Annotated in this window: 12 protein-coding genes; 9 read left to right on the top strand and 3 right to left on the bottom strand. The window is 64.3% G+C overall.

Annotated features, from left to right (window positions below; translation table 11 throughout):
- The first annotated feature begins 63 nt into the window (after positions 1–63).
- The 5 genes from U4Y90_RS00395 (at position 64) to U4Y90_RS00375 (ending at position 5,520) form a co-directional block, all read left to right on the top strand.
- Positions 64–831, top strand: coding sequence for an ankyrin repeat domain-containing protein (locus tag U4Y90_RS00395; RefSeq protein ID WP_321792510.1), 768 nt, complete (start codon positions 64–66; stop codon positions 829–831).
- A gap of 106 nt (positions 832–937) precedes the next feature.
- A complete protein-coding gene (locus U4Y90_RS00390; protein ID WP_321791075.1) occupies positions 938–1,294 on the top strand; it encodes a Rap1a/Tai family immunity protein in 357 nt (118 codons plus the stop codon).
- A 179-nt stretch (positions 1,295–1,473) separates the two neighbouring features.
- Positions 1,474–2,712: a mechanosensitive ion channel family protein gene (locus U4Y90_RS00385; RefSeq protein ID WP_321791073.1), complete on the top strand. Its 1,239-nt coding sequence runs from the start codon at positions 1,474–1,476 to the stop codon at positions 2,710–2,712.
- An 82-nt stretch (positions 2,713–2,794) separates the two neighbouring features.
- On the top strand, positions 2,795–4,180 hold the full coding sequence (otsA, locus tag U4Y90_RS00380; RefSeq protein ID WP_321791071.1) for an alpha,alpha-trehalose-phosphate synthase (UDP-forming): 1,386 nt from the start codon (positions 2,795–2,797) through the stop codon (positions 4,178–4,180).
- Positions 4,181–4,449: 269 nt separating this feature from the next.
- Positions 4,450–5,520 carry a glycosyltransferase family 4 protein gene (locus tag U4Y90_RS00375; protein ID WP_321791069.1) on the top strand — a complete coding sequence of 357 codons (1,071 nt, stop codon included), beginning with the start codon at positions 4,450–4,452 and terminating at the stop codon, positions 5,518–5,520.
- A gap of 96 nt (positions 5,521–5,616) precedes the next feature.
- Here the strand turns inward: U4Y90_RS00375 and U4Y90_RS00370 are convergent, their stop codons facing one another.
- The 3 genes from U4Y90_RS00370 to U4Y90_RS00360 all read right to left on the bottom strand — a co-directional run bounded on the left by U4Y90_RS00370 (position 5,617) and on the right by U4Y90_RS00360 (position 7,595).
- A complete protein-coding gene (locus tag U4Y90_RS00370) occupies positions 5,617–6,207 on the bottom strand; it encodes a YSC84-related protein (protein WP_321792508.1) in 591 nt (196 codons plus the stop codon).
- Positions 6,208–6,605: 398 nt separating this feature from the next.
- Positions 6,606–7,076 carry a hypothetical protein gene (locus tag U4Y90_RS00365; protein ID WP_321791068.1) on the bottom strand — a complete coding sequence of 157 codons (471 nt, stop codon included), beginning with the start codon at positions 7,074–7,076 and terminating at the stop codon, positions 6,606–6,608.
- A 222-nt stretch (positions 7,077–7,298) separates the two neighbouring features.
- A complete protein-coding gene (locus U4Y90_RS00360; protein ID WP_008349666.1) occupies positions 7,299–7,595 on the bottom strand; it encodes a PsiF family protein in 297 nt (98 codons plus the stop codon).
- A gap of 241 nt (positions 7,596–7,836) precedes the next feature.
- On the opposite strand from U4Y90_RS00360, the gene U4Y90_RS00355 reads away from it, so the two are divergent.
- The 4 genes from U4Y90_RS00355 (at position 7,837) to U4Y90_RS00340 (ending at position 12,143) form a co-directional block, all read left to right on the top strand.
- A complete protein-coding gene (locus U4Y90_RS00355; protein WP_321791065.1) occupies positions 7,837–8,118 on the top strand; it encodes a hypothetical protein in 282 nt (93 codons plus the stop codon).
- 267 nt (positions 8,119–8,385) lie between these two features.
- Positions 8,386–9,348 (top strand): sugar ABC transporter substrate-binding protein, encoded by a 963-nt coding sequence (locus U4Y90_RS00350; RefSeq protein ID WP_321791063.1) that lies wholly within the window; start codon positions 8,386–8,388, stop codon positions 9,346–9,348.
- A 215-nt stretch (positions 9,349–9,563) separates the two neighbouring features.
- A complete protein-coding gene (locus U4Y90_RS00345; protein ID WP_321791061.1) occupies positions 9,564–11,153 on the top strand; it encodes a sugar ABC transporter ATP-binding protein in 1,590 nt (529 codons plus the stop codon).
- Positions 11,154–12,143 (top strand): ABC transporter permease, encoded by a 990-nt coding sequence (locus U4Y90_RS00340; protein WP_321791059.1) that lies wholly within the window; start codon positions 11,154–11,156, stop codon positions 12,141–12,143.
- The last annotated feature ends 64 nt before the right edge of the window (positions 12,144–12,207 follow it).

Genomic DNA, 12,207 nt, shown 5'->3' with positions numbered 1-12,207 from the left:
CCGGCCCGCGCGCGAAAAACCAGTTTCAAGGCACTCCGAAGGTCACTTATGAACAATTCCCCGATGCTTTCCACTTTGTCCGCGGCGAGCGCGCCAAACGTTTCCCGTGCACGCGACGCACGTAAAGGTGTGGCCGTGCGCGGTCTCGTCGCCGGTGCGCTGCTGGCGGCGTGCGCGATCGCGCAGCCGGTCTGGGCCGCCTCCGTGGACTCGCTCATCAAGGCGGTCAAGTTCGACGACGTATCGGCTGTCAAGAAACAGCTCTCGCAGGGCGCGGACCCGAACACGATCGACAACACCGGCACGCCGATCATCGTGATCGCCGCGCGCGAGAAATCCGACAAGGTCGGCCAGTTGCTCGCCGACAACCCGAAGACCGATCTGGAGAAGCTCGATCCCGCCGGCGAAAACGCGATGATGCTCGCCGCGCTCAATGGCGACGCGACCTTCGTGAACCTCTTGATCGCCAAGGACGCCGAAGTGAACAAGAAGGGCTGGACGCCCTTGCACTACGCGGCGACCAACGGCCATGACGATATCGTGAAGATCCTGGTCGACCATTCGGCCTATATCGACGCCGGCTCGCCCAACGGCACGACCCCGCTCATGATGGCGGCGCGCGGCGGTCATCTTTCGACCTGCAAGCTGCTGCTCGACGAAGGCGCGGACCTGCGTGTGAAGAATCAGCTCGGCATGACGGCGGTGGACTTCGCGCGCAAGTACAACGAAAAGGACGTCGCCGAAGGCCTGCAGGCGCGTCTCGATTCGATGCCTCAAAGCGGTGGCAGTGGCGGCGGCGCTGCGCAAAGCGGCTCAAACGGTGCAAAATAACGCTGCGCGACATTCGAGTCCCGGGGCAGGCGCGGTCAGGCGCGGCCGCACGTTGCCCCGATCCGGTCGCCCCAATCAAGCCGCCGCTCAACATAAAAGGAAGATCATGCTGCGGGAATTCGTCCTCGCCTGTGCTCTCGCGACGCCCGTGTGCGCGTTCGCGTTTACCGGCAACGATCTGAACAAGCTCTGCACCAAAACGGATCCCAACTCGCGGACCGCCTGCGCGGCCTATATCGAAGGCGCAGCGGACGGCATCTACAACACGATCGAGGCGATCGGCGGAACCTCCGGGCCGCAGATCGGCCAGTACTTTTGCCTGCCGGCGGACGTGAAGCCGCAGCAACTCACGGACGCGGTGCGCAAGTACATCGCCAATAATCCCGATAAGGCCGACTTCAATGCGACCACGATGGTTTCGCTCGGCCTCGGCAAGGCGTTTCCCTGCAAGCCGGAACGCTAGGCGCATTTCGATGGCGGGACGCGGTCGCGTCCTGGCGTCACGCATCTGACACACCCTGAACGCGTCGGTCGCGCCCGGACGACCGTCGCAAAGAAGCCGCAGCATCTCGCATCCCTGCGATGCGACCGCCGTATCCACCTCGCCGCTTACACTTTATCGAGGCTGATCCCGCGACGCTCATGCTTTCATTCGATCACTTCCTGGATCTAGCAGAACGGCCGCTCGGCACTTGGCCCGGCGCGTTCGTCGTCGCGGCCATCGCGGTGGCGTTCGCGGTGGGCGTGCATCGCATCGGCGCGCGCATCCTCGTGCGCATCGCGCGGCCTTATCCGCTGATGAGCGTCGTGCTGCGCTACATCGAAACGCCCGCGCTCGTCCTGCTCATCATTCTCGCGATCGGTTTCGTGATCTTCGAGGCGCCCGATACGCTGCCCTTCATCGGCGTGCTGCGCGATGTCGAGACCGTCGCACTGATCGGCGCGCTCACGTTCCTCGCGGCGCGCTCGGCGGGCGCGGTGGGCGAGGCGATCGTCCAGGCGCATCCGCTCGACACCGACGACAATCTCAACGCCCGCCGCATCCACACCCAGGCGCGCGTGCTCGCGCGTTCGGTGATGGTGGTGATCGTGATCATCGGCTTCGGCGGAGCGCTGATGGCGTTTCCGAGCGTGCGGCAGATCGGCGCGAGCCTTCTGGCGTCGGCGGGCGTCGCGGGTCTCGTCGCCGGTATCGCCGCGCGCCCTGTGCTCGGCAATCTGATCGCGGGTCTGCAAATCGCGCTGTCGCAGCCGATTCGCCTCGACGACGTCGTCGTGATTCAGGGCGAGTGGGGCCGCGTCGAGGAAATCACGGGCACCTATGTGTCGATCCGCATCTGGGACCAGCGGCGGCTCATCGTGCCGTTGCAATGGTTCATCGAGAATCCGTTCACGAACTGGACGCGCAACAGTTCGCAGATCATCGGCACGGTGTTTCTGTATGTCGATTACCGCATGCCGATCGCGCCGCTGCGCGAGGAACTGGAGCGCATTCTCGCGCATGCGCCGGAGTGGGATGGCCGCGTGCAGGTGCTGCAGGTCACCGACGCCACCGATCGCGCGATGCAGCTCCGCGTGCTCGTGAGCTCGTTCGATTCGGCGCTCAACTGGGACCTGCGTTGCCGAGTGCGCGAAGGGCTCGTGAATTTCGTGCAGGCCGCGTACCCGCAGTATCTGCCGCGCGCCCGCGCGGATCTGTCGACCGACAAGGAGCGTCACGTCGATTTCGCGCCGCCGCTAGAGCGAGCCGGCACGGCGCATGCCGCGAGCACGGCCAATACGCCCGCCGACCCGGTCGCGAGCCGCGGCGAGCAGACCGGGCCGGACCCTCGCGCGCATGCGGCGGCGTCCACCGCGCCCACGCCGGCCGAAAAGACATGACGGAAACCCGCACGGCGGTTCCGGGTCGAAAATTTCGGGTCTATCCTGAAACGGCAACGTTCGAAGAGGAAAGGGAAAGCATATGAGTCGTCTCGTCGTCGTATCCAACCGGGTCGCCACGCCGACCGAAACCAAGGGCTCCGCGGGCGGGCTCGCCGTCGGCGTCTTCGGCGCGCTGAAGGACAGCGGCGGCGTCTGGTTCGGCTGGAGCGGCGACGTGGTGAGCGAAACCGTCGCGAATCAGGGGCCCAAGCTCGAACAGGACGGCGCGGTGACCTTTGCGACCGTCGGCCTGCCGAAGAAGGACTATGACCAGTACTATCGCGGCTTCTCGAACGCGATGCTGTGGCCGGTTTTCCACTACCGCAACGACCTCGCCGTCTATGACCGCGACGAATACGCGGGCTACCGGCGCGTGAATGCGTGGCTCGCGCACAAGCTCATCAAGCTGCTCGAACCCGATGACGTCATCTGGGTTCACGACTATCACCTGATCCCGTTCGCCGAGGCGCTACGCTCGGCGGGCATCACGAATCGAATCGGCTTTTTCCTGCATATTCCGTTTCCGTCGCCGCAGATTCTCCTGAACATCCCGCCGCACGAGGAACTGGTGAAATCGCTGTGCTGTTACGACGTCGTCGGCTTCCAGACCGAACGTGACCGCATCGCGTTTCACGACTACATCGTCCGGCACGGGCGCGGCACCGCGACGTCCGACGGGCGCGTCGAAGCGTTCGGTCGACAGGTCAGGACGAACGTTTATCGCATCGGCGTGTTTCCCGATGAAATTGCCGAGCAAGCCGAACGCGGCGAGGCGCGTCAGGACGTGATGGATCTGAAGCAAAGCCTCGAAGGCCGCAAGCTCATCATGAGCGTGGACCGGCTCGATTACTCGAAAGGACTCGTCGAGCGCTTCCGCGCGTTCGAGCATTTCCTGGAGAAGTCGCCGGAATGGCGCGGCAACGTCACGCTCGTGCAGATCGCGCCGCCGACGCGCTCGGACGTCGAAACGTACCAGCAAATCCGCCAGAACCTGGAGTACGAAGCGGGGCGCATCAACGGACGCTATTCCGGGCTCGATTACACGCCGATTCGCTATCTCAACCAGCGTTACGACCGCTGGAAGCTGATGTCGCTCTTTCGCGAATCGCAGATCGGGCTCGTCACGCCGCTGCGCGACGGCATGAATCTCGTCGCGAAGGAATACGTCGCCGCGCAGAATCCGGCGGATCCGGGCGTGCTCGTGCTCTCGCAATTCGCCGGCGCGGCCGATGAAATGACCGGCGCGGTGATGGTCAATCCGCACGATATCGTCGGCACGAGCGAGGCGATCGGGCGCGCGCTGGCGATGCCGCTCGCCGAGCGCAAGCAGCGTTACGACACCAACATGGCCGCGCTGCGCAAGCACGATCTGGGTGTGTGGCGCGACGATTTCCTCGCGGATTTGCGCGGCGAGCGCAAAACGTAACCGGCTCGCGAAACGGATGTTTCGGCGCTGTAACAGAGCGATGAAAGTGCAAGAGACGTCCGTAGCTTGAGCCTTTGCACTCGATAATGCGTGATATCGCGCTGGCGACGGCCGGCGCTCGATCAGGCATCGGCGAACGGCGCGAGACGGAATAACGCGTAAGGGCAAACCTCGTTGGCCGACCTTACGGCCCGCTGTCATACTCGATGCGCGCCGCGACCGGTATGCGAAATCCGTCGCACGTCGATATCCGCATGGAGACGAGAACGATGAGAATTGCCCAGATTGCTCCGCTGACCGAATCGGTGCCGCCGAAGCTCTATGGCGGGACCGAGCGCGTCGTGTCGTACCTTACCGAGGCGCTCGTCGAGCTCGGTCACGACGTGACGCTCTTCGCAACCGGCGATTCGCAAACCAGCGCCAACCTGGAAGCGGTATGGCCGCGCGCGTTGCGGCTCGATCCCGCGATCCGCGACCGCATCGCGCCTCACATGCTGCTGATGGAACTGGTGCGCCGCCGCGCGGAGGAGTTCGACGTCCTGCACTTCCACATGGACTATTACTCGTTCTCGCTCTTCAAGCGGCAGGACACGCCGTTCGTCACCACGATGCACGGCCGCCTCGATCTTCCCGAGCAGCAGCCGGTATTCGATACGTTCAGCACGGCGCCCGTGATCTCCATTTCCGATGCGCAGCGTCATCCGCTGCCGCAGGCAAAGTGGGTCGGCACGGTCTATCACGGCTTGCCGGAGACGCTTTATACGCCTCAACCGGTGGAGCAAAAGTATCTGGCTTTTCTCGGGCGCATTTCGCCTGAGAAGCGGGTCGATACGGCCATTCGCATCGCGGGCCGGTGCGGCTTGCCGATCAAGATCGCCGCCAAGGTCGATTTCGCCGATCACGAGTATTTCGAGCGCGAAATCGCGCCGTTGCTGGAGTTGCCGTACGTCGAATATGTCGGCGAGATCAACGACAGTCAGAAGGCCGAATTTTTGTCGGGCGCGCATGCGCTCCTGTTTCCGATCGACTGGCCGGAGCCTTTCGGGCTCGTGATGATCGAGGCGATGGCGTGCGGCACGCCGGTGATCGCGTTCAACCGTGGCTCCGTGCCGGAAGTATTGGATGAGGGGATTTCTGGCTTTATCGTCGAAGATGAAATCGGCGCGGTGGCCGCGGTGAATCGTCTGCATACGCTGTCGCGCGAACGCGTGCGCAAGCGCTTCGAGGAACGCTTTACGTCGCACCGCATGGCACGCCAGTATCTGGACGCGTATCAGTCCGTCGTGCGGGCGCAGAAGCGTGCGCGCTTCAAGCTGATCGACCGCGCGACGACGACCTGAGCGCTCGAAAATCCAGAAAAAAACCGCCGTGCGGCGCGACCCGAAAGTCGCACCACACGGCGGTTTTGCATTCGCCGCGAGGAAAGGGCGACGCGCTCAGTACTTGATGCGCGAAACCTTCGTGCCCTGGAGCGAAACGTCGGCCATCAAGCCGGCGTTGGTCAGCACGATCGCTTCGACAGGCTTGGTGGCCGTGGTCGTGTCGATCACGCCGTTCGCGCCCATCTTGACCAGTGCCACCGATGCGTCCGCACCTGCCGACCAGCCGTCGGAGTTACGGAATTTGTCGAGCGCATCCTGCGTCATGAACAGGAAGATCAGCGCCTTCGACTGCGCGCCTGCCTGCAGGCCGAACGAGCCGGACGTCGTGCTGTAGTAGCCGACGCTGCTGCCGCCTACACGCAACGCGCCCTTGCCGTATTGCGCGCCGACGATGAAGCCAGCCTGAAGCACCGACGGGAACACCAGCACGCCGCGCGCTTTCGCGACCAGTTCACGCGAGCCGCCGACGGTGGCATAGAGACGCTGAATCGTGCTGTCGACATCGGCGTCGATGGCGCGGCGGTCATCGGCGGCGCCCGCAGCCGCTTCGCTGCCGGCGTTCCGGTTTGCCGTGCAGCCGGCAAGCGCGAGGCCTCCCAGCGCCAGAACGGCGGTCGACTTGAGCATGAAGTTTCGTCTTTGCATCATTGTTCTCCATCGTGGAATTTAGGAAACCCCATAGAGCGGGAGGGTGAGGCACGCCAAGTTATAGCACAGCAACATGAAATGCGAGCCCGCTCATGCGTCGAAAGCCTTGTCAGGCTTGGGTTTTCAGGCTCCGCAACATTCGGGCGCAAACAATCGGACCTAGCTTACTCCGAATCCGTCCCCATAACCGAGCGTCGAGACGCTAAATTACATAAATCTTTCAAATTCGTCCTCCGCTTCATACTAGCGTAGACGAATCTTCGACCAAACCGAAATGGAAACGGCGTTTTTGCCCGACGTGCGGCCTCCAGGCAAGCATAATTTTCGTGAAGCCGCCTTAAGGTCGTACGAGAAAACCGCAACATGAAGTAGCAACGACCGTACCCGGGGGGCGCTCATGAATGGGTCGTCGTTTTTACTTCGGCGGACCGCGGCGACGGTGCGCGTTGCGGGCGACGCAGCGCACGCCTGATGCCGCCGATCAACATGCCGAGCACCAGCAGGAATGCAGCCGGCACGACCCAGTAGCCGACAAATGCATGCCACAGGTAATCCGCGAGCGTCGCCTTGCGATGCGCATACTCGTCGAGCGCTTCCTGATGCTTTTGCGCGTTGGCTGCGATGACATCGGCCGGGCAGCCGGCGGCGCGCGCTTCGTCGGGCGCGCCGTGGCAGCGGGCAGCGAGGCCCGCCGCGCGTTGTGCGTCGGTCAGCGCCCAGGTCGAGAGCGCCTTTTGAAGATCGGCGTTGTTGTACGCCATCTCCTCGCGCACTTCGTTCACCGCGACGATCAGCACCGGCACGAACCAGAACGTGATCGTCACGAGCCACCGCCTGAACCAGCGGTTTTTATGTCTCCATGCCATCCAATGCCTCCATGCGTGGCATTTCGCCTCGCTCGAAACGGCGGCGGCCGATGGCGTATGTCTTGTATTCGTGAGGGGGCCGCCTTCGCGCCATCTTATGAGAAAAAGACGACGGTGCGAATCACCAGCTTGGGTGCAGTGCAATATCGGCCGGCAGGAAGAGTAAATACGATAGGGTCGCCGCGCGCGAACGGCGCGGCGCGAGCGTGAAAGTCGGCGGGATCAGCCCTTGTTGCTGAGGCAGCTCTTCATGAACGACTTGCGGTCGTCGCCTTTCTTGTCGCCTGCCTGGCTGTTGCACGCGGTCATCTTCTGCTGCTGCGTCATCGGCGCGGAAGCGGCGGCGGGCGCGGCCGACAGACAACTCTTCATGAATGCCTTGCGGTCGTCGCCTTTCTTGTCGCCCGCCTGCTTGTTGCAGTCGGTCATCTTGCTTTGCTGGCTGTTGGCGGCGAAGGCCACGTTTGCGCCGAGCGTCAGGCTCAGCACGGCGATGAGGGCGGTGGCTCGAATGGTCATGTGACGCTCCCTGATTTGAGTGACGGTTATTCTTCGACGGCGCGTACCCGTAGCGGCGTGCCGCCCGCGCATTATGGCAAACCCAATATGAACGGTGTGTGGGATAAGGTGAAATCGGGAGGCACGGCGTTCGACGCACAGGAATGGCGCTTGCAAGCGCCTTTCATTGCGGCGATCCGCACACGGAGCGCAGCCGACGTATGATCGTGCGATGCATGTCCAACGAGAAAGGAGACGGTTCATGTCCACGCCGCTGTCCGACCATTACAAGGGATTCGAAATCAAGGTGCAGGCATTGCGGCGCGCGAAGGAGCGCGACGAGCCGGATGACGGCCCGCGCCATTTCGATATCGTCGTGACGATCGCGAAGAGCGCGCATGGCGAGAGCGGCCGCTCGGTGATGTTCGGCGTGCCCGAACAGGCGCCGTTCGATAGCCCGATCGACGCGACGCGCGCGGGCATCGACTACGCGCGCGACATCATCGACAACAAGGTGGAAGGGCAATCGGTCGACGATCTCTGACGCGCGCAGGCATCCGTTCACCACGAACCCCCGGCAACGCCGTCGATCTCCCGGTCGACGGCGTTGTCGCATGCGGACTACACGTTAGCCCGATTGACCTCGGGCGTCTGTCCAACGAGAATCGACGGCGGGCAAACGTTGAAACCGCGCCCGAAACGGCGATCGAAGGCTTTGGCGCGTGATCGCACGACGCGGATGAAAACGCGTTGCTCGTGTTCGCTGCATCTCGCAAAACCAGACAAACCAGAAAAAACACTGGAGATCCGCATGAACCGAACCATCCGCCGGCGCGTCCTGACGGCTGCCGTCGCGCTTGCCGCCTGCACCGCCTTGCCGTTCGCCTCGTCATCCGCATTCGCGCAAGCGGCGGGCAAGCCCAAGGTCGCGCTCGTCATGAAGTCGCTCGCCAACGAATTCTTCCTGACGATGGAAAACGGCGCGAAGGACTATCAGGCGCATAACTCCAGCCAGTTCGACCTGATCACGAACGGCATCAAGGACGAGACCGACACCGCCGCGCAGATCCGCATCGTCGAGCAGATGATCGTCTCGAAGGTCGACGCGCTCGTCATCGCGCCGGCCGATTCGAAGGCGCTCGTGCCGGTGATCAAGAAGGCGGCGGACGCGGGCATCATCGTCGTGAACATCGACAACCGGCTCGACCCGGACGTGCTCAAGTCGAAGGATCTGAACGTGCCGTTCGTCGGACCGGACAACAAGAAGGGGGCGCGAAAGGTCGGCGACTATCTCGCGCCGAAACTCAAGAAGGGCGATGAAGTCGCGATCATCGAGGGCGTGACGACCACCACGAACTCGCAGGCGCGCAGCGCGGGCTTCAAGGAAGCGATGGACGCGGCCGGCATGAAGGTCGTCGCGCTGCAGTCGGGCGAATGGGAAATCGACAAGGGCAACGCGGTCGCGTCGCAGATCCTGAACGCCAATCCGAACGTGAAGGCGCTCCTGTGCGACAACGACAACATGGCGATCGGCGCCGTGTCGGCGATTCGCGCGGCGGGCAAGGCGGGCAAGGTGCAGGTGGTCGGCTTCGACAACATCGGCGCGATCAAGCCGATGCTGAAGGACGGCCGCGTGCTCGCGACCGCCGATCAGTACGCGGCGAAGCAGGCGGTGTTCGGCATCGACGTCGCGCTGAAGGCGATCGCCGGCCACAAGAAGCAGTCCGATCTGTCGCAGGTCGTGGAAACGCCCGTCGATCTCGTGACGAAGTAAGTCCGCCGCGAGGCCTCAAGTTCGCGGCCAGCCTGCCGATAACATACTGACGAGCGCGCAAGGCAGACGGCGCGGGCAGGCTCCGCGCACTTCGGCGGCTTTTTCGCGCGCAAGGTTCCGGAACACGCTCCGAGCCGCGCCTGCAACGGCGCGGGCGTTTTCCGAAGCCTTGCGGAACCCACCAGAGGATGCACAGCGAAGCCTTCAGACGCCCCATGACCGGACCGAACGATGCGAACGTGCTGACGGTGACGGGCATCGGCAAGACATATGTCGAGCCGGTGCTGGCGGACGTGTCGCTGGACCTCGTGCCCGGCGAAGCGCTCGCGCTCACCGGCGAGAACGGCGCGGGCAAGAGCACGCTGTCGAAGATCATCGGCGGGCTGACGGATCCGACCACGGGCTCGATGATGCTCGCGGGCCAGCCCTACGCGCCGAAGAGCCGCTCGGAGGCGGAGTCGCTCGGCGTGCGCATGGTCATGCAGGAGCTGAACCTGCTGCCGACCTTGTCAGTGGCGGAAAATCTGTTTCTGAACCGCCTGCCGCGCAAGGGCTTCGGCTGGATCGACCGGAAACGGCTCGCCGACGACGCGCGCCACGCGATGGCGCAAGTCGGGCTCGACGCGATCGATCCGGACACGCTCGTCGGCGGTCTCGGCATCGGGCATCAGCAGATGGTGGAAATCGCGCGCAATCTGATCGGCGATTGCCGCGTGCTGATCCTCGACGAACCGACCGCGATGCTGACCGCCCGCGAAGTCGATCTGCTGTTCGAGCAGGTCGAGCGGTTGAAGGCGCGCGGCGTCGCGCTCGTCTATATCTCGCACCGGCTGGAGGAATTGCGGCGCATCGCCGAGCGCGCGGCGGTGCTGCGCGACGGACGCCTCGTGCATATCGGCCCGATGGACGCGCTCACGAGCGACCGGCTGGTCACGCTGATGGTCGGACGCGAGATCGGCGAGCGCATCGATCTGGGCCAGCGCCGGATCGGCGATGTCGCACTGAAGGTGGAAGGCATGACGCGGCTGCCCGCGGTTCGCGATGTGTCGTTCGAGGTGCGCGCGGGCGAGATTTTCGGCGTGAGCGGGCTGATCGGCGCGGGCCGCACCGAGCTCATGCGGCTCATCTACGGCGCGGATCGCGCGGACGCGGGCACGATTTCGCTGGCGCGCAACGGACAGGCGCTACGGCGCGTGTCGGTGCAATCGCCGTCGGATGCGGTCGACGAAGGCATCGCGCTCATCACGGAGGATCGCAAGGGCGAGGGCCTGTTGCTCAGCTTGCCGATCGCCGCGAACGTTTCACTGGGCAACCTGGGCGCGGTCGCGCGTCACGGCGTGGTCGACACGCGCCGGGAAGCGGCGCTCGCGCAGCGCCAGATCGACGCAATGCGCATCCGCACGTCGGGGCCGGCGCAGGCGGTGTCGGAGCTGTCGGGCGGCAATCAGCAGAAGGTCGTGATCGGCCGCTGGCTCGCACGCGACTGTTCGGTGCTCCTGTTCGACGAGCCCACGCGCGGCATCGATGTCGGCGCCAAGTTCGACATCTACGGGCTGATGGGCGCGCTCGCCCGCGAAGGACGCGCGCTCGTCGTCGTGTCGAGCGATCTGCGCGAACTGATGCTGATCTGCGACCGCATCGGCGTGATGTCGGCGGGACGCATGAGCGGCGTGTTCGAGCGCGCGAGCTGGACGCAGGACGCGCTGCTCGCGGCGGCGTTCTCGGGTTACGCGAAGCGTGAGGCGATCCTGCACGAACCCATCGTCCCGGACGCGAAAGCGCCCGAAGACAACGTGGAGCATTGAATGAGCGAAGCGAATCTGCCCGCCGACGCACCGAAGAGCGGCAAAGGCGTCGGCACGCGTCTGGGCATTTCGAACTATCTGGGGCTGGCGGGCGCGCTCGCCGCGATGATCGCGCTGTTTTCCGTGCTGAGCTCGCACTTTCTGACCTATGACACGTTCAGCACGATCGCGAACCAGATTCCGGATCTCGTCGTGATGTCGGTCGGCATGACGTTCGTGCTGATCATCGCGAGCATCGATCTGTCGGTCGGCTCGGTGCTGGCGCTGGGCGCGTCGGTGGTGAGCGTGGCCGCGCTGAAGTGGCACTGGCCGGCGTTTCCGGCCGCGCTGATCGGGCTCGCGGCGGCCGCGCTCACCGGCACGGTGACCGGCCTCGTGACGGTGGCGTGGCGGATTCCGTCGTTCATCGTGTCGCTCGGCGTGCTCGAAGGCGCGCGCGGGCTCGCGTATCAGATGACGAATTCGCGGACCGCGTATATCGGCGATGCATTCGATTTCCTGTCGAATCCGATCGCCTTCGGTATCTCGCCCGCGTTCCTGATCGCGGTCGCGGTGATGATAATTGCGCATTTGGTCTTGACCCGGACGGTTTTTGGCCGATATCTGGTAGGAATCGGCACGAACGAGGAAGCCGTGCGGCTCGCGGGCGTGAATCCGCGGCCCTACAAGGTGATCGTTTTCGCGCTGATGGGCGCGCTGTCGGGGCTCGCCGCGCTGTTTCAGATTTCCCGGCTCGAAGCCGCCGACCCGAACGCCGGCGCGGGGCTGGAGCTGCAGGTGATCGCGGCGGTCGTGATCGGCGGGACGAGCCTGATGGGCGGGCGCGGCTCGGTCATCAGCACGTTTTTCGGCGTGTTGATCATCTCCGTGCTGGCCGCGGGACTGGCGCAGATCGGCGCGAACGAGCCGACCAAGCGCATCATTACCGGCGCGGTGATCGTGGTGGCGGTGGTGCTGGATACATACCGCAGCAGAAGAAAGCGTGTGTAATCGATAGCCGGAACGAGGAAGGCGCAGGCAGGCGCTCCGCACGGGGTGGAGAGGCGGCCGGCGG

Source organism: Caballeronia sp. J97 (genome assembly GCF_905220305.1).
Taxonomy (GTDB): Bacteria; Pseudomonadota; Gammaproteobacteria; order Burkholderiales; family Burkholderiaceae; genus Caballeronia.
Note: the sequence above shows the minus strand (reverse complement) of the source record. Positions and strands in the feature narration are given on the sequence as shown.

Coding starts and splice junctions, on each gene's coding strand:
- U4Y90_RS00390 (WP_321791075.1), top strand. CDS start 938: ATGCTGCGGGAATTCGTCCTCGCCTGTGCTCTCGCGACGCCCGTGTGC.
- U4Y90_RS00395 (WP_321792510.1), top strand. CDS start 64: ATGCTTTCCACTTTGTCCGCGGCGAGCGCGCCAAACGTTTCCCGTGCA.
- U4Y90_RS00375 (WP_321791069.1), top strand. CDS start 4,450: ATGAGAATTGCCCAGATTGCTCCGCTGACCGAATCGGTGCCGCCGAAG.
- U4Y90_RS00365 (WP_321791068.1), bottom strand. CDS start 7,076: ATGGCATGGAGACATAAAAACCGCTGGTTCAGGCGGTGGCTCGTGACG.
- U4Y90_RS00360 (WP_008349666.1), bottom strand. CDS start 7,595: ATGACCATTCGAGCCACCGCCCTCATCGCCGTGCTGAGCCTGACGCTC.
- U4Y90_RS00340 (WP_321791059.1), top strand. CDS start 11,154: ATGAGCGAAGCGAATCTGCCCGCCGACGCACCGAAGAGCGGCAAAGGC.
- otsA (WP_321791071.1), top strand. CDS start 2,795: ATGAGTCGTCTCGTCGTCGTATCCAACCGGGTCGCCACGCCGACCGAA.
- U4Y90_RS00385 (WP_321791073.1), top strand. CDS start 1,474: ATGCTTTCATTCGATCACTTCCTGGATCTAGCAGAACGGCCGCTCGGC.
- U4Y90_RS00345 (WP_321791061.1), top strand. CDS start 9,564: ATGACCGGACCGAACGATGCGAACGTGCTGACGGTGACGGGCATCGGC.
- U4Y90_RS00370 (WP_321792508.1), bottom strand. CDS start 6,207: ATGCAAAGACGAAACTTCATGCTCAAGTCGACCGCCGTTCTGGCGCTG.
- U4Y90_RS00355 (WP_321791065.1), top strand. CDS start 7,837: ATGTCCACGCCGCTGTCCGACCATTACAAGGGATTCGAAATCAAGGTG.
- U4Y90_RS00350 (WP_321791063.1), top strand. CDS start 8,386: ATGAACCGAACCATCCGCCGGCGCGTCCTGACGGCTGCCGTCGCGCTT.